At 76.1% G+C, this 19,766-nt stretch carries 21 protein-coding genes and 1 riboswitch; of the genes, 9 read left to right on the plus strand and 12 right to left on the minus strand.

Going from position 1 to position 19,766, the window contains the following annotated elements; all coding sequences use genetic code 11:
- Positions 1-299: 299 nt before the first annotated feature.
- The 4 genes from IR158_RS16780 to IR158_RS16795 are packed head-to-tail and all read right to left on the minus strand — an operon-like array spanning position 300 to position 3,146.
- Entirely contained in the window at positions 300-593 is a 294-nt protein-coding gene (locus tag IR158_RS16780) for a hypothetical protein (protein WP_366928460.1), read from the minus strand.
- 16 nt (positions 594-609) lie between these two features.
- Positions 610-1,023, minus strand: a complete 414-nt coding sequence (locus tag IR158_RS16785) for an NUDIX hydrolase (RefSeq protein ID WP_291814889.1) — start codon at positions 1,021-1,023, stop codon at positions 610-612.
- A gap of 23 nt (positions 1,024-1,046) precedes the next feature.
- A complete protein-coding gene (locus IR158_RS16790) occupies positions 1,047-2,483 on the minus strand; it encodes an FAD-dependent oxidoreductase (RefSeq protein ID WP_291814892.1) in 1,437 nt (478 codons plus the stop codon).
- A 54-nt stretch (positions 2,484-2,537) separates the two neighbouring features.
- Positions 2,538-3,146 (minus strand): dihydrofolate reductase family protein, encoded by a 609-nt coding sequence (locus tag IR158_RS16795; RefSeq protein ID WP_291814895.1) that lies wholly within the window; start codon positions 3,144-3,146, stop codon positions 2,538-2,540.
- A gap of 186 nt (positions 3,147-3,332) precedes the next feature.
- On the opposite strand from IR158_RS16795, the gene IR158_RS16800 reads away from it, so the two are divergent.
- Positions 3,333-4,322: a pirin family protein gene (locus IR158_RS16800; RefSeq protein WP_291814898.1), complete on the plus strand. Its 990-nt coding sequence runs from the start codon at positions 3,333-3,335 to the stop codon at positions 4,320-4,322.
- 79 nt (positions 4,323-4,401) lie between these two features.
- On the opposite strand, the gene IR158_RS16805 is transcribed toward IR158_RS16800, so the two are convergent.
- Positions 4,402-5,178, minus strand: coding sequence for a class I SAM-dependent methyltransferase (locus tag IR158_RS16805; RefSeq protein WP_291814900.1), 777 nt, complete (start codon positions 5,176-5,178; stop codon positions 4,402-4,404).
- Positions 5,179-5,206: 28 nt separating this feature from the next.
- A complete protein-coding gene (locus IR158_RS16810; RefSeq protein ID WP_291814902.1) occupies positions 5,207-5,845 on the minus strand; it encodes a Pr6Pr family membrane protein in 639 nt (212 codons plus the stop codon).
- A 114-nt stretch (positions 5,846-5,959) separates the two neighbouring features.
- Here IR158_RS16810 and IR158_RS16815 point away from each other — a divergent pair, with 114 nt between their 5' ends.
- The 4 genes from IR158_RS16815 (at position 5,960) to IR158_RS16830 (ending at position 8,575) form a co-directional block, all read left to right on the plus strand.
- Entirely contained in the window at positions 5,960-6,562 is a 603-nt protein-coding gene (locus IR158_RS16815; RefSeq protein WP_291814904.1) for a carboxymuconolactone decarboxylase family protein, read from the plus strand.
- Between the two features lie 10 nt (positions 6,563-6,572).
- On the plus strand, positions 6,573-7,466 hold the full coding sequence (locus tag IR158_RS16820; protein ID WP_291814907.1) for an RNA polymerase sigma-70 factor: 894 nt from the start codon (positions 6,573-6,575) through the stop codon (positions 7,464-7,466).
- Between the two features lie 56 nt (positions 7,467-7,522).
- Complete coding sequence (locus IR158_RS16825; RefSeq protein ID WP_291814910.1) at positions 7,523-7,741, plus strand: SCO4848 family membrane protein; 219 nt, start codon at positions 7,523-7,525, stop codon at positions 7,739-7,741.
- Positions 7,742-7,819: 78 nt separating this feature from the next.
- Complete coding sequence (locus tag IR158_RS16830) at positions 7,820-8,575, plus strand: DUF5995 family protein (RefSeq protein ID WP_291814912.1); 756 nt, start codon at positions 7,820-7,822, stop codon at positions 8,573-8,575.
- Here the strand turns inward: IR158_RS16830 and thiE are convergent.
- The gene (gene thiE, locus IR158_RS16835) at positions 8,535-9,227 is read right to left on the minus strand and encodes a thiamine phosphate synthase (protein ID WP_291814916.1); all 693 of its coding nucleotides are present in this window, start codon (positions 9,225-9,227) and stop codon (positions 8,535-8,537) included. The genes IR158_RS16830 and thiE overlap by 41 nt on opposite strands.
- 16 nt (positions 9,228-9,243) lie before the next feature.
- Positions 9,244-9,352: riboswitch (TPP riboswitch) on the plus strand.
- Between thiE and thiO the strand changes: the two genes are divergently transcribed.
- From thiO to IR158_RS16850, 3 genes are all read left to right on the plus strand, one after another.
- Positions 9,343-10,548: a glycine oxidase ThiO gene (gene thiO, locus IR158_RS16840; protein WP_291814919.1), complete on the plus strand. Its 1,206-nt coding sequence runs from the start codon at positions 9,343-9,345 to the stop codon at positions 10,546-10,548. Its footprint overlaps the riboswitch before it by 10 nt.
- A complete protein-coding gene (gene thiS / locus IR158_RS16845) occupies positions 10,545-10,913 on the plus strand; it encodes a sulfur carrier protein ThiS (RefSeq protein ID WP_291814922.1) in 369 nt (122 codons plus the stop codon). Before thiO ends, thiS begins: the two co-directional genes overlap by 4 nt.
- Entirely contained in the window at positions 10,910-11,821 is a 912-nt protein-coding gene (locus IR158_RS16850) for a thiazole synthase (RefSeq protein WP_291814926.1), read from the plus strand. Before thiS ends, IR158_RS16850 begins: the two co-directional genes overlap by 4 nt.
- Before the next feature lie 15 nt (positions 11,822-11,836).
- On the opposite strand, the gene IR158_RS16855 is transcribed toward IR158_RS16850, so the two are convergent.
- A complete protein-coding gene (locus IR158_RS16855) occupies positions 11,837-13,057 on the minus strand; it encodes a ThiF family adenylyltransferase (RefSeq protein ID WP_291814929.1) in 1,221 nt (406 codons plus the stop codon).
- 80 nt (positions 13,058-13,137) lie between these two features.
- A complete protein-coding gene (locus IR158_RS16860) occupies positions 13,138-14,016 on the minus strand; it encodes an alpha/beta hydrolase (RefSeq protein WP_291814931.1) in 879 nt (292 codons plus the stop codon).
- Between the two features lie 81 nt (positions 14,017-14,097).
- Between IR158_RS16860 and IR158_RS16865 the strand changes: the two genes are divergently transcribed.
- Positions 14,098-15,969: a BTAD domain-containing putative transcriptional regulator gene (locus IR158_RS16865; protein WP_291814934.1), complete on the plus strand. Its 1,872-nt coding sequence runs from the start codon at positions 14,098-14,100 to the stop codon at positions 15,967-15,969.
- A 72-nt stretch (positions 15,970-16,041) separates the two neighbouring features.
- On the opposite strand, the gene IR158_RS16870 is transcribed toward IR158_RS16865, so the two are convergent.
- From IR158_RS16870 to IR158_RS16880, 3 genes are read right to left on the minus strand one after another with little or no spacing between them, the layout of a single operon-like run.
- On the minus strand, positions 16,042-17,103 hold the full coding sequence (locus IR158_RS16870; protein WP_291814937.1) for an SIS domain-containing protein: 1,062 nt from the start codon (positions 17,101-17,103) through the stop codon (positions 16,042-16,044).
- Positions 17,096-18,238 carry a hypothetical protein gene (locus IR158_RS16875; RefSeq protein WP_291814940.1) on the minus strand — a complete coding sequence of 381 codons (1,143 nt, stop codon included), beginning with the start codon at positions 18,236-18,238 and terminating at the stop codon, positions 17,096-17,098. The genes IR158_RS16870 and IR158_RS16875 overlap by 8 nt, the downstream gene beginning before the upstream one ends.
- Positions 18,235-19,740, minus strand: coding sequence for a sugar ABC transporter ATP-binding protein (locus IR158_RS16880; protein WP_291814943.1), 1,506 nt, complete (start codon positions 19,738-19,740; stop codon positions 18,235-18,237). The genes IR158_RS16875 and IR158_RS16880 overlap by 4 nt, the downstream gene beginning before the upstream one ends.
- Between the last annotated feature and the right edge of the window lie 26 nt (positions 19,741-19,766).

The raw sequence follows: 19,766 nt of genomic DNA on the forward strand, positions 1-19,766 counted from the left end.
AACTGGATCGCACTCTCACGCGCGAGGTGGGGGCGGTGATCCGCCTCACCTACCCCCCCAGGGGCGCGAGAGTGCAATCCAGCGCACCCCCGGGTAACTGGATCGCACTCTCACGCGCGAGGTGGGGGCGGTGATCCGCCTCACCTACCCACCCAGGGGCGCGAGAGTGCAATCCAGCGCACCCCCGGTCACTGGATCGCGCTCTCACGCGCGAGGTGGGGGCGGTGATCCGCCTCACCTCCCCCCATCCAGGGGCGTGAGAGTGCAATCCAGCGCACCACCGGAACTGGATCGCGCTCTCACGCGCGAGGGGGGCGGCGACCTGCGGGGTACCAGCGGTTGCCGTAGCGGCGGGTCAGGTGGCCGTCCGTGGTCTCGGCGAGCTCGTCGAGGCGTTCGATGACGGCCCACCCGACGCGTCGTGCGGACCGGTCGTCGTCCGCCTCGAACCGCACGGTCACCCGCGCCGCGCCGCGCACCACGCCGACGTCGAACGCCTCGACCGTCGTCAGGGCCCGCGCCGCGGCGACCGCCTCGGGCAGCACGTCGGGGGCGGACGTGCCGGGACGCAGCAGCCCGACGGACGCCGTCACGCGGTAGGACGGCACGTCAGTCCCGCACGGGCAGGCCGGCGAGCCGTCGCGCGGCGTCGACCAGGCCGACGCGGCGCAGGTCGTCGACGTCGGCGAGCAGGAACCACGCGGCCTCGTCCGTGGACCCGTCGACCTCGTGCGTCAGCCGCCCGCCGACGACGTGCGCGCGGTACAGGACCCGCAGCCCGTGCAGGTCGGGGCCCGGGATGACACGGTCGGCGCCGCGGAACACGATCGAGTCGATGCCGAGGAGCTCGTCGAGCTCGACGTCGTACCCCGTCTCCTCGCGCACCTCGCGCACCGCGGCCTGCTCGGGGTGCTCACCGGGGTCGATGCCCCCGCCGGGCAGGGTCCACCCGTGCAGGTCACCCTCCGCCCAGTGGGCGAGCAGCAACCGCCCCTGGTCGACGACGACGGCGTACGCAGCCACCCGGGTATCCACGGTCGACGACGCTACCTCGCGCCACCGACGGCGTCGGGCGCGTCGTCCCGCAGCACGGCGGGCCGCGGCACCGGCGGGCCGTACCCGCGGGCGCGCGCCCGCACCCAGCGCGCGACGAGCCGCGGGTGGAACAGGCTCGTCGGCGGCGCCACCAGCTGGTAGATGCGGGACAGCGCGCCCTGGGCGGCGTCGTCGCCGTGCGCGCTCATCCGCTCGAGCTCCGCGATCCACCGCCCCGAGATGACCGACACCGGCGCGCGGGACGTCGGCAGACCGGCGAGGACCTGGTCCGCCGTGGTCGCCATCAGCCAGGGCAGGTCGCTCAGCCGCGCGCACTCGCGGACCGCCCGCGCAGCCCCGCCGGGTGCGGCCAGCCCACCGCGGGCGTCGGCCCGGCGCAGCGCGAGGGCGTCGAGCGCGGCGACCGTGATGCCCTGCCCGTAGACGGGGTTGAACGCGCACAGCGCGTCGCCGACGACGACGAGCCCGTCGGGCCAGCCCGGCACACGGTCGTACCGGTGCCGGCGGTTGCCCGTCTGACGGTGCGTCGCGACGTCGCCGTCGAGGTGCCCGGCCGCGACCATGCGCGCCAGGGAGTCGTCGCGCAGGCCGGCGAGATAGTCCCGCAGCGCGGGCAGGTCGCGCGGTGGACGCTGCTCGTCCGCGCCGACGCCGGTCACGGTCCACCAGCCCGCACCGGTGGGCAGTGCGAGGCCGCCGCCCAGGCCGCGGACCGGCAGCAGGACGACGCCCGCGACCCCGACCTTCTCCGTCGGCAGCCGCAGACGCACGGTCGAGTAGCCGACGCGCGCGTCGAGCGCGTCGACCGCGGCGGGCGCCACGTCGAGCGCCTCGAGCCACGTCGGCAGGCGCGACGCGCGCCCGGACGCGTCGACGACGAGGTCGGCGGGCCACGGCTCGGGCGCCGGGTCGTCCCCGGGTGAGGCGTCGGGCGCGTCCGACCAGCCGACGGGCACGGCGTCGACCCACCAGCGCGGCTCGCCGGGCCCGCCGCGACGCAGCCCGGCGACGCGCCGACCGCCGAGTACGCGCACGCCCGGCGACGCCTCGACGCGCTGCCGCAGGAGAAGCTCGACGAGCGGGCGCGGCGCGAGGAGCACCTCGACCTGCCGGGACGGCGGGGACCAGCCCGCCGCACCGAGCCACGCCAGCTCCCCGGTGTCCACGGGGACGGCGCCGGCGGCGCGCAGGTCGTCACCGAACCCGGGCAGCAGCTCCTCGATCGCGGTCAGGCCCCGGCGCAGCAGCAGGTGCGGCTGACGCCCCTGCGGCACGCCGGGCCGCGGGGCGGGCCGGTCCGGCAGGTCGTCGCGGTCGAGCACGGTGACGGTGCGGCCGTCGCGCGCGAGCGCGGCGGCGGCCAGCAGCCCCGCCATGCCGGCGCCGATGACGACGACGTCCTGCACCTGTGCCCCCTGCACGGCCATGCCTCATCCTCGCTGGCGGTCGCCGTGCGGCACCAGACCCACGGGGTCGGCATCTCAGGCGTCGGGCAGGTGGTCCTTCGCGTCGTCGTACGTCCCCGCGCCCGGGAGCTCGGCGGGTGCGTACACGAGCCGCACGACGCCCGTCGGGAAGACCGCGGACCTCAGCAGCGCGAGCGGCTGGATGGTGTCGGCGTCGGCGAACAGGCGCTCGCCCTTGCGTGCGGCCACGGGGTGGACGAGCAGCCGCAGCTCGTCGAGCAGGCCGGCGTCGAGCAGCTGGCGGACCACGGAGATCGACCCCGCGAGGAGCACCTTGCCGACCGCCGGGTCCTCCTTGAACGCCCGGACCGCACCGACCACGTCGGCCGTGCGCTCGACGTTGCGCCACCCCAGGTCCTGCTCGCCACGCGTCGCGACGAGCTTGCGGAGGTCGCCGAGCTGCTTCGCGAACGACGCGTCCTCGCCCCCGGCCGCCTCACGGTCGGGCCACGCGCCGGCGAACGAGTCGTACGTGACCCGGCCCAGCACCAGGACGTCGACGTCCTCGTAGTCCTCGCCGACCGCCGCGCCCATGTGCTCGTCGAAGTACGGGAAGTGCCACGCGGGGTCGATCTCGGCCACGCCGTCGAGCGAGATGAACAGGGTGGAGACGACTGTCGCCATGGCGGTACCTCCGGTGAGGGGTCGGGTCACGGGGCAGACCGGCGTGCCGAGCCGGACTCATCGGGGTCAGTCGCCGATCCACGCACCGGCGCGCTCCCGGAAGTGGTCACACCGTCGACCACTCCGCGCCGAGCAGTCCCCCGGTGTGACCACTTCTCGGGGGCGCCCGCACGTAGCCTGGCCCGTGTGACCAACCTTGAGGCGCAGCCACGGGAGCTCGTGTGCGCTGCCGGGCCGGCCCAGGACGTGCAGCTCGTCGAGCCGCGCGACGTGCCGCTGGGCGGGCCGCGCGCCATGACCGTGCGTCGGACGCTGCCGTCACGTGCGCGGTCGCTGGTGGGGCCGTTCTGCTTCGCGGACCACTACGGCCCGGACGACGTCGCGGCGAGCGGCGGCATGGACGTGCCGCCGCACCCGCACACCGGGCTGCAGACGGTCACGTGGCTCTTCGAGGGGTCGGTGCTGCACCGCGACGCGCTCGGGTCGGAGCAGGTCGTCGTGCCGGGCCAGCTCAACCTCATGACGGCGGGCCGCGGCATCTGCCACAGCGAGGAGTCGACGCCCGCGCTGTTCCCGGACCGGCCGGTGCTGCACGGCGTGCAGCTGTGGACGGCGCTGCCCGAGCCCGCCCGGCACGGCGAGCGGGCGTTCGACCACGTCGCGGACGTCCCGACGTTCACGCTCGACGGTGCGCTGTTCCGGGTGTTCATGGGTGCGCTGGGCGGGGTGGCGTCACCGGCGCGTGCGTACTCGCCGCTCGTCGCGGCGCAGGTCGACGTGCCCGCAGGGGCCCGCGTGACCCTCCCCGTGGACCCCACGTTCGAGCACGGCGTCCTGGTCGACACGGGCACGCTGCGGTTCGAGGGCCACGACGTCGCCCGGTCGTGGCTCGCGTACGTGCCCCCGGGGCGTGACGTCCTGGTCCTCGAGGCCGGTGACGCGCCCGTGCGCGCGGTGCTCCTGGGCGGCGCGCCGTTCGACGAGCCCGTCCTCATGTGGTGGAACTTCGTCGGACGGACGCACGACGAGGTCGTCGAGGCGCGCGCGCAGTGGCAGGACGCGATCGCCGGTGACACCGCCGGGCTGGGCCGGTTCGGCGAGGTGCACGGCTACGCGGGCCCGCCCCTGCCGGCCCCGGAGCTGCCGAACGTGCGGCTGCGTCCTCGCGAGCGCTGACGCCCCGAGAGTGGTCACCCCGGTGACCACTTCCACGCCCCGCACGCGCCGGATCTGACCACTTCCGGACGGTCCGGCGTCACTGCTCCCGGACGAGGACAGCCGACAGGTACCGCGTCGCGCCCGTGGTGAACCGGTCGTGCGTGCGCGTGCCGTCGAGGCCCGCGAAGGGCCGGAACAGCGGCTGCACCGGGCGCGGGATCCAGTCCCGCACCAGCGCGGCGCGTCGCGCGTCGTCGAGGCGCAGCGCGTGCAGGACCTCGGCCGTGACGTCGTCCTCGCGCACCGGCGCGAGCCCGCTGGACCGCAGCTGTGCGCGCGTCACCGCCACGTCGTCCGCGCCGCGGAAGTCCGCCCACGCGAAGGTGCCGCCCGGACGCAGCACCCGGTGCACCTCTGCGACGAACCGCTCCACCGACGGGTAGCAGTGCGACGACTCGACGTTGAGCACGACGTCGAACGACGCGTCGTCGAACGGCAGCGCGAGCGCGTCGCCCTGGACGAACCGCAGGCCTGGTCCGCGGCGGTCGCGGCGGCTGAGCGCCACCGCGGAGGCCGCCAGGTCCACGCCCGTGGTCGTCCGCGGCCCGAGCGAGCGCGCCACCCACGACGCTCCCCCGCCGCGCCCGGACCCGACCTCCAGGACGTCCGCGCCCGCCACCGCCACGCCGTGCAGGACGTGGGCGTAGAGCCCGATGCCGTACCGGTCCGGCTCGTCGGCGGGGTCGAGGACCAGCGGCGGTGCGGCGCCGTCGACGGGCGCGAAGCCGTAGTTCATGAACGTCCACTCCGGCTGCCGGACGCGGGCGCCGAGCAGCTCGTAGCACGCACGCCACGCGAGCTGTCGCAGTCCCATCGGGCGAACGTACCGGCCCGCGGCCCGCTCAGACGGGCGCGGGGGCCACCGGCCGGCGCAGCCCCCGCGTCCGGCCGGCGGACCACACGAGCGCACCCGCGGCGAGCAGCACGACGACCAGCCCGGCGACGTGCAGGACCAACGAGGGCACGCCCCGCTCGGGGAGCAGGAACCCGTACGGCACCCAGCCCTCGGTGCGCCCGCGCACCACGGCGACCACCAGCCACAGCACCGGGTACGGCAGCACCACCCACAGCCGCCGCCACGGCAGCGCCGGACGGTCCGCGAGGAGCAGCCAGTCGAGCACCACGACGCACGGGAACGCGACGTGCAGGACCGCGCTCACCCAGGGCGTCGTGCCGCCCTCGCCGGGCACCAGGGTCGCGTAGACGACCGCGACGACGACCAGGCACGCGGTCGCCACACCCCGCGCGAGCGTGAGCCACGCGGGCACCGGCCGGCCCCAGAGCACCGCCAGCGCGACGAGCAGGACGCCCGCGAGCAGGCTCGTCAGGTTCGTGAAGTAGCCGAGGAAGTCGACGACGCTGCCGCGCCCCGCCGCACGCTGCTCGGCGTACGAGGCGCCGAGGACGACGAGCACCGATGCCCCGGCCAGGGCCCGGACGACCCCGGGCAGACGGGCGCCGGGCACCGGGGAGGTCCTCACCGTGGCGAGCGTAACGACCGCGCCGGCCCGCCGGCACGGCCCGCGATGTCACACGACGCACCTGTCCGGTGTCTTCATGCCGTACCCGTCACCCGACGACACCGAGGAGCAGACATGAACGGCACACCGCGCGTCCCCCCGACCCGGCTCACCGGCGCGTACGGCGCGCTCGTCCGGCTCGCCTCCCGCCGGATGCTGGGCCACGTGCCCGACTCGGTCGGCGTGCTGTGGCACCAGCCCGCCGTCATGAAGGACGCCATGCGTGCGGGACGCCGCGTCGAGGGCTGGAACGAGCTCGACCCCGAGCTGGCGACCTACGCCGCGATGTCCGCCGCCGCGACCGTCGGCTGCGAGTTCTGCCTGGACCTGCACCACTTCCTGGCGCACCGGCACGGGCTGGACCCCGCGAAGGTGCGTGAGGTCCCGCGGTGGCGGGAGTCGTCCGTGTTCACGCCGCGCGAGCGCCGGGTCATGGAGTACGCGCAGGCAGCGAGCCTGACCCCACCCGCCGTGACCGACGAGCTGTCCGCGGCACTGCTGGACGACCTCGGTCCTGCGGCCCTCGTCGAGCTCGCCGCCCGCGTCGCCTTCATGAACATGTCGGCGCGCATGAACATCGCGCTGGGGATCCACTCCGAGGAGTTCGCCGCGGCGTGCGGGCTGGCGCCGCTCGCCCGTCCGGCCGGCGCCCCGGCCGCGGCCGCGAGGGACCGGTAGGTTGGCGGGGGTGGCCAGCGTCCCGCGCGCCGACGACGACCCGTTCGTCGTCCACCGCCGGCTGCTGTTCACCGTCGCGTACGAGCTGCTGGGCTCGGCGGGCGACGCGGAGGACGTGCTGCAGGAGTCGTGGCTGCGGTGGGCGGGCGTCGACCGCAGCCAGGTGCGCGACCCGCGGGCGTACCTCGTGCGCGTCGTGACGCGGCAGTCGCTGAACCACGTGCGCACCGTGGCACGGCGCCGTGAGGAGTACGTCGGCGAGTGGCTCCCCGAGCCGCTGCTCACGGCCCCCGACGTGGCGGACGACGCCGCGCTCGCGGACAGCCTGTCGGTCGCGATGCTCACGGTGCTGCAGACGCTGCGACCGGCCGAGCGCGTCGTCTTCGTGCTGCACGACGTGTTCGACGTCCCGTACGACGAGATCGCGGAGACGCTCGAGCGGACGCCCGCGGCGGTGCGGCAGGTCGCGCACCGCGCACGTGAGCACGTGGCGGCCCGGCGACCGCGCGTCCGGACCCTGCGCGCCGAGCACGAGCAGGTCGTGGAGCGCCTGGTCGCCGCACTGAACACCGGTGACCTGGACGGGCTCCTGGCCGTTCTCGCGCCGGACGTCGTCTCGGTCACGGACAGCGGGGGCAAGGTCCACGGCGCGGCTCGGCAGCCGGTCGTCGGGGCGCTGCGGCTCGCCCGCTACCTCATGGGCGGGATCTCGCGCGCCAGGGGCGCGGTGCGTGCGGCCCCGACCTGGGTCAACGGCCAGCCCGGCGTCAGGATGGAGCTGGCCGGGCAGCTGGTCGCGGTGGTCGCCGTCACCGTCGTCGACGGGCGGGTGACCCAGGTCCACTCGATCGCGAACCCCGACAAGCTGGGACGGCACGTCGAGGAGACCGACGTGAGCCGGTGAGCAGGTACGCCCAGGACCCGCGGCGCCCCGCCGTCCGGGTGTGCCACGATCGGCACGTGGAGCTCCCCGTCGTCTGGTCCCTGGTCCTCGTCGTCGCCGGCGCGTGGAACCTCGTCGTGTGGCCGCAGTTCTGGCAGCGCGTCAGCGCGGACCCGCGGGCGCGCGACGCCGACGGCAACGTGACGCGGTTCTTCACGGTGCACCTCGTGCTCGTGGCGGTCTCGCTCGCGCTCGGCGTCGCGGTCGGCGTGCTGGGGCTCGTCACGCTCCTGTAGCCCGGACGCGCAGGCCCTTCCCCGGCCCACGGCCGAGGCGCATCATCGGGGGCGTACCACCGTGGCGGAGGGGGCCTCATGGCGAGCACGCGACAGCTGGCGGACCTCGCCGGGGACGCGCCGCCGACGTCCATCGCCGAGGTCGTCGCCCGGCTGCAGACGATCCGTGACCACGCCGCGCGCTCGTCGCCGCGCGGTGAGGACGACGGCATCGCCGCGTTCACCACGCTGTACCACGTCATCACCCGGCGCATCGGTGAGATGGTCGAGGACGGCCGGTTCCGGTCCTCGCCGTTCCTGGTGCGCCTGGACCTCGAGTTCGCCGAGAGGTACTTCCAGGCGCTGCGCCGCCACGCCGTCGACCCGCGCTCGGCGCCCGGCGTGTGGCGCGTGCTGTTCGACAACCGCAGCGACCCCGACGTGGCACCCGTGAACTTCGCCGTCCTCGGCGTGAACGCCCACATCAACTACGACCTGGCGCACGCGCTGGTCGCCACGTGGCGGACCGTGGCCCCGGACGGTGACGGCGGCGGATCGGCGCAGTACCGCGACTACCTGCTGGTCAACGACGTGTTCGAGGCCGAGATGGACGGCCTGCGCGAGCAGCTCGGCTCGCTGCTGTCCCAGGGCCCGGACGGCGCACCGTGGGACGTGGGCGCGAACTGGCTGTCCGACCTCGTGGTGACGTTCACCCGCGACCTGGCGTGGATCGAGGCGAAGCGCGTGTGGGCGCAGGGCGCCGGCCCGCAGGCCGTCGCGGAGTCGGAGCGGCGGCTCGACGCGATCGCGACGTTCATCGGCCAGGGCGTGCTGCGGGCTCCGCTGCCGTTCTGAGTGCGGCCCGCAGCCGCGCGGCGGCGGCCTGCGGGTCGGGCGCGTGCGTGAGGGCCCGGACGACGACGGCCCGGCGCGCCCCCGCGGCGACGACATCGGGCAGCAGCGCCTCGTCGATCCCGCCGATCGCGAACCAGGGGGTCGTCGGCGCCGCGTCGGCGACCTCGCGGACGGCAGCCAGGCCCACCGGGTCGCGCCCCGGCTTGGTGGGCGTGGCCCGCACGGGCCCGACGCAGAAGTAGTCGACCTCGGGGTCGGCGGCCGCCTCGGCGGCGGCCGCACCCCCGCCCGACGACCGCCCGAGCAGCATCCCGGGCCCGACGAGCTCCCGCGCCACCGCGACCGGCAGGTCGCGCTGGCCGGTGTGCAGCACGTCGGCCCGCAGCGCCTGGGCCAGATCGGCCCGGTCGTTGACCGCGAAGAGCGCGCCGTGCTCGTGCGCGACGTCGCGGACGCGGGCCCCGATCGCGAGCTCGTCGACGACGTCGAGGCTGCGGTCGCGCAGCTGCACCACGTCGACGCCCCCGGCGAGCACCGCGTGCAGGAACTGGTCGAGGTCACCGCTCGCGCGGCGTGCGTCGGTGCACAGGTACAGGCGGGCGTCGGCGAGCCGCGCCCGGCGCTCGGCGCGGACCTGCGAGGCATCGGACATGTCGGGCAGCGTAGTCTGGCAGGCGCACGGGAGCGCCGCGTACGAGCGGGGCTGAGAGGGCGTCAGAGCCGACCGTCGAACCTGATCTGGGTCATGCCAGCGAAGGGAGCACCGGGTGCCGCACCCTGCCCACCCCCCACCCGCGGTCCCCGCGCGCGTCGACGTCCTCGTCGTCGGCGGCGGGATCATCGGCCTGACGGCCGCCTGGCGCGCGTCGCTCGCCGGGCTGCGCGTCGTCGTCCTCGACCCGGACCCCGGTGGGGGTGCCACGCATGCCGCCGCCGGGATGCTCGCGCCGGTCTCGGAGGCGGAGCACGGCGAGCACGCGCTCGCCCGCGTCAACCTCACGTCGGCGGGCCTGTGGGCGGCGTTCGCGCGTGAGCTCACGCAGGCGTCCGGCGTCGACGTCGGGCTCACCGCGTCGGGCACCCTGACCGTCGCCTACGACGCGGCGGACGCGCAGCGGTGCCGCGACCTGCTCGCGCTGCAGCAGTCGTGGGGCCTGGACGTCCGCGAGGTCCCGCTCGCGCAGGCCCGCGAGCGCGTCCCGCTGCTCGGGCCGCACGTCGCCGCGGCCACCTGGGCGTCGGGCGAGCAGCACGTCGACCCCCGCGCCGTGGCGCGTGCGCTGCGCGCGACCCTCGCGGCTGACGCGCGCGCGTCCGTGGTCCCCGCCACCGCGACGGGCCTGCTGCGCGACGCCCGGGGCGACGTCGTGGGCGTCCGGACGGACGACGGCTCGACGCTGCGGGCGGACGTCGTGGTGCTCGCCGCCGGGGCGCGCTCCGCGACCCTGGTGCGCGACGTGCCCGAGGTCGCCGTGCCGGTGCGTCCCGTGGCCGGCACGACGCTGCGGCTCGACGCACGCGCGGCGCCGTGGTTCGCCGGCCTGCCGGTGCTGCGCGGCACCGTGCAGCAGCGCCCCGTCTACCTGGTCCCGCGCACCGACGGCGAGGTCGTGGTTGGCGCGACGAGCGACGAGGGGGCACCCGCGCACGGCACGCGCGCCGGCGACGTGTTCGCGCTGCTGCGCGACGCCCGGGCGCTCGTCCCGGGGATCGACGAGCTCCCGCTCGTGGACGTCACGACGCGTTCTCGCCCCGCGACACCCGACCACCTGCCGCTGATCGGGCCGAGCGGCGTGCCGGGCCTGGTCCTGGCGACCGGCCACCACCGCAACGGCGTCCTGCAGACGCCCCTGACGGCGGCGACGCTCGACGCGGTGCTCGCCGGCACCACCCCGCCCGAGGCCGCGCAAGCGTGCGACCCGCGGCGCCTGCACTCCCCGACCGCCACCGCACCCTCCGGAGGACCCGCATGACCGACACCCGCACGACCGACATCCGCACGACCGAGGCGGCCGCCGTCCCCACCGTGGCCCCCTACCCGGCGCTGACCGTCAACGGCGTCACGCACCCCTGGACGACGGACCTGACCGTGGCGGTGCTGGTCCGCAACCTGCTCGGCGACGACGCGGACGCGGCGGTCGGAGCCGTCGCCCCGGTCGGAGTCGTCACCCCGGTCGGCACCGACGGCACCGCTGCCCCCGTCGCCGGGGCGGCGTGCGCCCCGACCGGCGTCGCCGTGGCGCTCGACGACGCGATCGTGCCCCGCGGCCTGTGGGCGTCCACCCCGGTGCCCGCCGGCGCACGCGTCGAGGTCGTCACGGCGGTGCAGGGCGGATGAGCGCCCCGACGCCGCGCACGGCCGCCGCACCCGACGTCACGCCCGACGCCGCTACGGGCACCGCCCCCCACGCCGGCCACGGCCCCGGCCCGTGGAGCGGCGACGACCCGCTCGTCGTCGCCGGCACCGTCATCGGCCCGCGGCTCGTCCTGGGCACCGGGGGCGCGCCCAACCTCGACCGCCTCGAGGACGCCCTCGTCGCGTCGGGCACGCGCCTGACGACGGTCGCGCTGCGGCGGGTCCGCCCGGGCGGTGAGCAGTCGGTGTGGGCCCTGCTGACCCGGCTCGGCATCCGCGCGCTGCCCAACACGGCAGGGTGCTTCACGGCGCGCGAGGCCGTGCTGACCGCCGAGCTGGGCCGCGAGGCGTGCGGGACGTCCTGGGTGAAGCTCGAGGTCCTCGCGGACGACGTCACCCTGCTGCCCGAGCCGTTCGGCCTCGTGGAGGCGGCCGACCGCCTGGTGCGCGAGGGCTTCACCGTCCTGCCCTACACGGGCGACGACCCGGTGGTCGCGCGGCGGCTGGAGGACGTCGGGTGCGCGGCCGTCATGCCGCTCGGCTCCCCGATCGGCTCCGGGCTGGGCATCCTGGACCCGCGCAGCATCGAGGCCATCGCGCAGCACGCGCAGGTCCCCGTGATCCTCGACGCGGGCGTCGGCACCGCGTCGGACGCGGCGCTCGCCATGGAGCTCGGGTGCGACGGCGTACTCGTCGCGTCGGCCGTCACGCGGGCCGCGGACCCGCCGCGCATGGCCCGCGCGATGGCGCTGGCGGTGCAGGCCGGCCGGGCCGCGCGGCTCGCCGGGCGCATCCCGCGCCGCGAGCAGGCGCTCGCCTCGTCACCGACCGACGGGCTCGTCGGGCGGCCGGGTCAGGCGGCCCCGGGCAACCTCGACCTCGCACTGTGAACGAGATCGCGCCCGTCAGTAGCGGCTGAGCGTCGGGTCCACCTCGTCGACCCACGCCAGCACGCCACCGGCGACCTGCACGACGTTGCTGCGTCCCGCGGCGTGCGCGGCGTCGACGACCCGCTGCGAGCGCGCACCCGACTTGCAGTACACCGCGACGAGCCGGTCGTCGGGCAGGGCCGCGAAGGCGTCCGCGTCGCGCGACCCGGGACCCAGCAGCCGGCCCGCGGGCACCAGCACGGACCCCGGGATGGCGACGATGTCGCGCTCGAACTCCTCGCGCACGTCGAGCACGTACGGCGGTGCGGCCGAGTCGAGCAGGTCGCGCAGCTGCAGCGCGGAGATGGCCGCGTCCGCCGAGACGGCGGACGGCGTCGGGACCGCGCAGGCCTCGGGGGCCGGCTCGGCGACGTGGGTGACGGGGGCGCGCGTCGGGTCGGCGACGACGCGCAGCTCGCGCCACGTCACGTCCGCGGCGTCGTACACCGCCAGCCGGCCCAGCAGCGAGCGCCCTGCGCCCGTCACGAGCTTGACCGCCTCGGTGACCATGACCGACCCGATCGTCGCGCACAGCGCCCCGAGCACGCCGCCCTCCGCGCACGTGGGGACCGTGCCGGCCGGCGGGGGCTCGGGGAAGATGTCGCGGTACGTCACCGGTGCGTGGCCCGCGGGCGGCCGCGACCAGAAGACGCTGACCTGGCCGCGGAAGCGGTCGAGCGCACCCCACACGTGCGGCACCCCGGCGATCGCGGTCGCGTCGCTGACGAGGTACCGGGTGGCGAAGTTGTCGGAGCCGTCGAGCACCAGGTCGTAGCCCGAGACGAGTTCCAGCGCGTTGCCCGCGGTCAGCCGTACGGGGTGGACCTCCACCGTGACGTCCGGGTTCGCGGCCAGCACCGCCTCGCGCGCCGAGTCGACCTTGCGGCGCCCGACGTCGGCGGTCCGGTGCAGCACCTGCCGCTGCAGGTTGGACTCGTCGACCACGTCGTCGTCGACCACGCCGAGCGTGCCGACGCCCGCCGCGGCGAGGTACAGCAGCGCCGGGCTGCCGAGGCCACCGGCGCCGACGACGAGGACGCGCGCGCGGGCCAGGCGCCGCTGCCCGCTGACGCCGATGCCCGGCAGCGTCAGGTGCCGCGCGTAGCGGGCGAGGCGTGCCGGGTCCAGCGGCGGACCCTCGGGCACGAGCGGCGGACGCGCCGGCGTCTCCACGGTCACGGTCGGTGCTGCTGTCACGCGGGTCCCCCTCGACGGCCGACGGTGCGGTGGCCATTGTGCCGCGCGCAGCGCCCGCGTGGTCACCGCACCGGCCGCCGTCACCGCGCCAGCAGCTCCCGCAGCTCGGCGACGACCTCCGCCGGTGCCTCCTCGGCCATGAAGTGCCCCGACCGCGTCGTGCGGTGTTCCAGGTCCGCGGCCCACGCGCCCCACAGCGCCGCGGCGTCGTAGCCGAGGGCGGCGCCCCAGTCCTGCTGGACGACCGTGACGGGCATCGCCAGCGTGCGGCCGGCGTCACGGTCCGCGCGGTCGTGGACCACGTCGATCCCGGCCGACGCCCGGTAGTCGGCGACGATCGAGGGCACGGCCGCGCGGCTCGCGCGCAGGTACTCGGCGCGGTGCTCGGGCCCGATCGCGTCGGGGTCGGCCACCCAGCCGTCGAGGAACGAGGCGAAGAACGTGTCGGCGACGGCCTCGATCATCGGCTCGGGCACGCCCACCGGCTGCGCCATGAGGTACAGGTGCCACGCGACCTTGGCGTCGGCGCCGTGCAGCACGTCCCACATGTCGAGGGTCGGCAGCACGTCGAGCACGAGCAGGTGCGTCACGACGCCGGGGTGGTCCAGCCCGGCGCGGGTCGCGACCAGCGCGCCGCGGTCGTGCCCGGCCAGGGCGAAGCGCTCGTGCCCCAGGGCGCGGGCCAGGGCGACGACGTCGGCGGCCATCGTGCGCTTGGCGTAGGTGTGCTCGTCCGCCTCGGCGGGCTTGTCGCTCTCGCCGTAGCCCCGCAGGTCGGGGCAGATGACCGTGTGGTCGGCGGCGAGGTCGGCAGCGACGCGGCGCCACATGACGTGCGTCTGCGGGAACCCGTGCAGCAGCACCACGGCGGGACCGGCGCCGGCGACGGCGGCGTGCAGGTGCACGCCCGGGGCGACCTCGACGCGCTCGTACGTGAAGCCGGGGATGGTCAGGGACATGACGTCCTCCTTGGGTCGGGTGGGGTGCGGCCAGCCTCGCGCGCGCCGATCAGCGCGGGATCAGCGGGCTAACCTGCCGGGGTGACGGCTGTGCGGATCCGGGTGCTCGGCCCGGTGTCCGCGTCCGCGGACGGCACGCCGCTGCCACTGGCCAAGCCGCGGCTGCGGGAGGTGCTCGCGGTGCTCGTGGCCGCCGGCGGCCGGACGGTCACGACGGACGCCCTCGTGGAGGACCTGTGGGACGGGGCGGCACCCGCGGGTGCCGTCGGCGCGGTCCGGACGTTCGTCGGGGAGCTGCGCCGCGCGCTCGAACCCGAGCGCGCACCCCACGCACCGCCGCAGGTCGTCGTCACCGGTGCGGGTGGCTACGCGCTGCGGGTGCCGGACGACGCGGTCGACGCCTGGCGGGTCGCGCGCGCCGTGGCCGACGCGCGCGTGGCCTCCCCCGCCCGGGCCGTCGAGGCGCTGTCCGGTGCCCTGGACGAGTGGCGCGGCGAGGCGTACGAGGAGCACGCCGACCGGCCCTGGGCGCAGCCCGAACGGGTCCGGCTGGCGGCGCTGCGCGCGGACGTCGTCGAGCGCCTGGCCGACGCGCTGCTGGCCGTCGACCGCGCCGCGGACGCCGTCGCCCTGCTGGACGGGCACGTCGTGGCGCACCCCTGGCGTGAGGAGGGGTGGCGGCTGCTCGCCACCGCGCTGCACCGCGCGCACCGCCCGGCGCAGGCCCTGGACGTGCTGCGTCGCGCGCGCCGCACCTTCGCGGACGACCTGGGCCTGGACCCCGGCCCCGCGCTCGTGGCCCTCGAGCAGGAGGTCCTCGACCGGCGCGAACCGGGCTGGCACGACGCGGGCCTGTCGGCGCTGGACCGGCGCGGCGCGCGGGCACGGCTCGAGGCGTCCGGCGCCGTCCTGTCGAGCCTGGCCGTCTCCGGCGACCTCGCGACGGTCCGCGCCCAGCGGCTCGCCGCCATCCGCGCGGCCGAGCAGCTCGACGACGCCCCGCTCGCCGCGCGTGTCATCGGCGGGCTCGAGGCGCCCGGCGTGTGGACCCGGTCCGACGACGACGACCTCGCGCGTGCCGTCGTCGCCGCCGCGTCCCGCACGCTGCCCCGCGTCGCGGGCAGCCCGAACGCACGCGCCCGGCTGCTCGCGACCATCGCCATCGAGGAGCGCGGCACGGCGGCACGGGAGGCCGAGGCGCGCGAGGCCGAGCAGCTGGCGCGGACCGCGCACGACGACCGCCTGCTGTGCCTCGCGCTGAGCGGCCGGTACATGCAGCGGTTCGCGCACGCGGGGCTGGCGGCGGACCGCGAGCGCATCGGTGCCGAGCTGGTGGCCACCGCGCGCCGCGCCGAGTCCACGACCTTCGAGATCGCCGGGCGCATCGTGCGGATGCAGGCGCTGTGCGCGCTGGACCGGCTCGACGACGCCGCGGCGGAGGCCGACGCGGTGGACGCCCTGGCGGCGGCGGCCGAGCGCCCGCTGGCCTCGACGTTCACCGCCTGGTTCCGGCACGCGTTCACCGGGGCGGCCGAGCCCGCCGCGCCGGACGAGATGCCGGGGTTCTCGCGCGGGATCGTCGCCCTGAGCCGTGTGACGCGGGCGCTGCGCGCGGGCGAGGACGTCGGCTCCGTCGGCCCAGCGACGGACGACGCCGCCCTCGGCCCCTACGCGCCGTGGGTGCGCCCGCTGCTGCTGGCCCGCACCGGCCACCGCGACGAAGCCCGTCACGCGCTGGCCACCGCGCCCGCGCCCCGCCACGACCTGCTGCTCGAGGTCACGTGGGCGCTGCTGCTCACCGCGGCGCGCGAGGCCGACGCGCCCGACGTCGCCGCGCGGGCGTCCGCGGCACTGCTCCCCGCCCGGGACGAGCGCGCGGCGGGCAGCGGCGTCGTCGACGCCGGGGCGGTCGGGGCGCTGCTGGCCGGTGGCTCCGCCGCTGCCCGGCGCTGACCCGGCCAGCCGGCGACCTCTCGCCATGACGCCGGCGCCCGCACCACCGAGGGGGCGGGCGCCGGGTCCGGCTCAGGACGTGAGCGTCACCTTCGTCAGCCCGCGAGGGCGGTCGGGGTCCAGCCCGCGAGCGAGCGACAGCTCGAGCGCGAGCAGCTGGAACGGGATGATCTCGAGCAGCGGCACGAGCTCGTCGGGCACCCCGGAGGGCAGCGTGAAGTCGTCCGGGCCGGTGTCGCCGCCCGCCTCCGACGCCGCCCACGTGGACCACAGCCGGGCGTCGCGGGCGCGCACGTCCGGCATCAGCGCCTCCACGGACTCGCGTCCGACGGTGGCACCGCGCAGGCAGAAGACCGGGGTGCCGGCCATGACCTGAGCGAGCGGGCCGTGCTTGGCGTCGGCGGCGCTCCACCCCGACGCCGCGACCCCGCACGTCTCGGTGAGCTTGAGCGCGGCCTCGCGGGCCGTCGCCAGGCCGTAGCCGCGTCCCAGGACCAGCGCGCGGTCGGTGTCCCACAGCTCGAGCGCGACGCGCCGGGCCCACGCCTGCGCGCGCTCGTGCAGGTCGCGTCCGGCACGTGCGACCTCCGCGACGCGTGCCGCGACGACGTCGCGCGGCGTCCCCAGCAGCTCCTGCACCCACAGGTACAGGGCCAGGAGCTCACCGGTGTAGCTCTTGGTCGCCGCCACCGAGCGCTCCGCGCCCGCACGGATCGGGACGTGCACGTCGGCACCGGTCGCCAGCGGCGACGACGGGTCGTTCGTGATCGCCAGGGTGGGGCAGCCGCTGCGCCGCGCGCTGCGGACCGTCTCGACGAGGTCGGGCGACCGGCCCGACTGCGAGAGCGCCACCACGAGGGTCGACGGGCTGGTCACGTCCTGCTGGTACAGCGTGGCCATGCTGGGGGTCGCGAGGTGCGCGGGGATCCGGAGCTGCGTCTGGACCAGGTACTGGCCGTAGACCGCCGCATGGTCGCTCGTCCCGCGGGCGGCGAACGTCACGGCGTCCACGCCGTGCTCGCGCACGAGCCGTGCGGCGTCCGCGACGCCCGCCGCGGCGAGGTCGAGCCAGCGCTCCGGCTGCTCGGCGACCTCGGCGCGCATCAGCGCGCCCGGGATGGTCTGGTCAGTCAAGGTCGCCGTCCTTGTAGTCGATGAGGCGGCGCACACGCTCGCCGCCTGCGGCCGTGTCGGCGAGCAGGTCCCGCCACGAGTAGACGAGGACGCCGTCGGCGCCCGAGCGGGCCACACCACGCAGCGCGTCGCGCCACTCCGGGGCCGTGATCTCCCGGCGGCGGCGTCCGGGCGCGTAGACGTCCTCGAGGTACTCGGCCCCGCCCTGCAGGTCGGCCAGCACGGTCCTGTCCGTCTGCGCCCGCACCTCGGCGACCCGCTGCGGGATCCACGTCGCCGGGTCACGCTTCTGGATCTGGAAGTAGAACATCAGCTCGTAGTGGTCCACGGCGGCATCGAGCGCCGAGAACCGCTGCCCCAGCACCTCCTCGACGGCGTTGCCGAAGTCGCCGCGCCCCAGGCCGAAGCCGTTGAGGATCACGTCCGCGGTCGGCACGACGTCACGCACCGCGGCCCGCAGGGTGGTCGCGACGTCCGCGACGATCGCGCACTTCCACGCCGTCCACTCCTGACGCAGCTCCCGCAGGACCTGCGCGGCGCGCTCGGGCACGGAGCCCGACCCGAGGTCGACGCCCGCCCACGCGCTGAACAGCGCGAGGCAGCGCTCGCAGAAGCAGTACTCGCGGACGTCCTCGCGCCGGGTGCCGGTGAAGCCGTCCGCGTCCGGCAGCCACATCTCCCAGAAGCCCGGGAACCGCAGGAACGACAGGAACACCCCGTCGGGACGGGTGGTGGCGACGGCCTGGGCGAGGCGCTCGCGCTTGCGCTCCAGGTAGACCGGGTCGGTCGGGCAGATGCCGACGTACCAGCTGAACGGCTCGAAGACCTCACCGTGCTGGTCGACCGGGCGCAGGTGGGGGTGCGCCGCGAACTCCTCGGGCTGGAAGAAGCAGGACGTCGACTGGTAGACGCGCAGCCCCTCGTCCTGCAGGCGCGCGGTCCACTCGCGGTCGTCGTAGGCACCGGCGGGCGGGCTCTGGTCGACCGCGCTGCCGGGCAGCGGGTCGATCAGGTTCTGCGCGAGCACCCAGTCCAGGCGCTGCTCGCGCATCCGCCGGGCGGCGCCGGCCATGTCGAGCCCGTGCTGGGTCGACCACTCCCATCCGTAGGCCTTGACCCCGAGGATCCGGCTCATGCGTGATCTCCCTTCGAGCTGATCTGGGCGAGGAGCGTGGGTTCGTCGAGGTCGGCGACGCGCTGCGCGGGGCCGATCCGGCCCGACCGCACGACCGCGATGTCGTCGCACAGCACGAGGAGCTCCTCGAGCTCGTCGCTGGCGACGAGGCAGGCGACGCCCTGCGCGGCCAGGGCTCGCACCTGGGCGTAGATCTCGCCCTTGGCGCCGATGTCCACACCCGCGGTGGGCTGGTCGAGCAGCAGCACCACCGGGTCGGCCTCGCTCGCCCGGGCGATGAGGGTCTTCTGCTGGTTGCCGCCCGAGAGCGCCGCGATCGGGCTCTCGGGTGACGGCGTGCGGATCCCGAAGCGCTGGATCGACGCACGCACCGCACGTCGCCGCAGCCCCCCACGCACGACCCCGTTGCGGGCGTACTTGCGCGACAGCGCCGTCAGCACGATGTTCTCGTCGACGCCGCGCAGCATGACGACGCCCTTGTGCTTGCGGTCCTCGGGGACGAGGACGACACCGCGTGCCGCGGCGTCGGCCGGGGAGCGGAACCTGACGGGGGCACCGCCCAGGCGCATCGACCCCTGCGCGGGGCGGGCCGCGCACAGGGACTCGAGGAACGACGAGCGCCCCGACCCGACGAGCCCGGCGAGCCCGAGGACCTGCCCGGCCCGCACCTGCAGCGTGGAGCCGTGACGCCCCCGCTGCCCGAACTGCTCGAGCTCCAGCACCACGGGCGCCGAGTCGTCGCCGGCCGCGTGCGGCGCCCGGTCCGCGATCGACTGCCCCACGATGTGCTCGGCGAGGCGGTCGACGCTCAGCTCGCGCGCCGGGCACGTGGTGACCGCGGTGCCGTCCCGCAGCACCGTCACACGGTCCGCGACAGCGAGCACCTCGTCGAGGAAGTGGCTGATGTAGACGATGCCGACACCGCGGGCGCTGACGCTCCGCATGATCGCGAACAGCGCCTCACGCTCGGCGCGGGCCAGCCGGGAGGTCGGCTCGTCCATCACGAGGATCCGCGCGTCGCGGCTCAGGGCCTTGGCGATCTCGGTGAGCTGCTGGTGCGCCACGCTCAGGTCGCGCGCCGGCACCCCCAGGGGCACGGTGAGCCCCAGCCGCTCGAGCAGCGCCTTGCCCTGCGCCTGCGTCGCGCCGTGGTCGACGAGCCCGACCTGGCGCCGGGGCTCGTGCCCCAGCGCCAGGTTCTGGGCCGCGTCGAACTCCGGCACGAGCGAGAACTCCTGGTGGATGACGGCGACGCCCGCGGCCAACGAGTCCTGCGGCTGGGCGAACCGGGTGGTCGCACCGCCCAGGACGATGTCCCCGCCGTAGTCCGCGTAGACACCGCCGAGGACCTTGATGAGCGTGCTCTTGCCGGCCCCGTTGTGGCCGACCAGGGCGTGGATCTCCCCTGGCCTGACCTCGAGGTCCACGCCGTGGAGCACCTCGTTGCCCGCGAAGCTCTTGCGGATGCCTCGCATCACGAGCACGGGCGTCGTCTCCGTCATCACCCTCGCCGTTCCTGTCGGTCGTC

Origin of the sequence: Cellulomonas sp. (assembly GCF_015234515.1) — a bacterium.
Classification (GTDB): Bacteria; Actinomycetota; Actinomycetes; order Actinomycetales; family Cellulomonadaceae; genus Cellulomonas.

What these genes read in the sequence shown, in the direction of transcription:
- IR158_RS16880 (WP_291814943.1), bottom strand. Translation starts at nt 19,740, where the DNA reads ATGACGGAGACGACGCCCGTGCTCGTGATGCGAGGCATCCGCAAGAGC.
- IR158_RS16850 (WP_291814926.1), top strand. Translation starts at nt 10,910, where the DNA reads ATGAGCGCCCCGACGCCGCGCACGGCCGCCGCACCCGACGTCACGCCC.
- IR158_RS16805 (WP_291814900.1), bottom strand. Translation starts at nt 5,178, where the DNA reads ATGGGACTGCGACAGCTCGCGTGGCGTGCGTGCTACGAGCTGCTCGGC.
- IR158_RS16830 (WP_291814912.1), top strand. Translation starts at nt 7,820, where the DNA reads ATGGCGAGCACGCGACAGCTGGCGGACCTCGCCGGGGACGCGCCGCCG.
- IR158_RS16860 (WP_291814931.1), bottom strand. Translation starts at nt 14,016, where the DNA reads ATGTCCCTGACCATCCCCGGCTTCACGTACGAGCGCGTCGAGGTCGCC.
- IR158_RS16790 (WP_291814892.1), bottom strand. Translation starts at nt 2,483, where the DNA reads ATGGCCGTGCAGGGGGCACAGGTGCAGGACGTCGTCGTCATCGGCGCC.
- IR158_RS16815 (WP_291814904.1), top strand. Translation starts at nt 5,960, where the DNA reads ATGAACGGCACACCGCGCGTCCCCCCGACCCGGCTCACCGGCGCGTAC.
- IR158_RS16795 (WP_291814895.1), bottom strand. Translation starts at nt 3,146, where the DNA reads ATGGCGACAGTCGTCTCCACCCTGTTCATCTCGCTCGACGGCGTGGCC.
- thiE (WP_291814916.1), bottom strand. Translation starts at nt 9,227, where the DNA reads ATGTCCGATGCCTCGCAGGTCCGCGCCGAGCGCCGGGCGCGGCTCGCC.
- thiS (WP_291814922.1), top strand. Translation starts at nt 10,545, where the DNA reads ATGACCGACACCCGCACGACCGACATCCGCACGACCGAGGCGGCCGCC.
- IR158_RS16875 (WP_291814940.1), bottom strand. Translation starts at nt 18,238, where the DNA reads ATGAGCCGGATCCTCGGGGTCAAGGCCTACGGATGGGAGTGGTCGACC.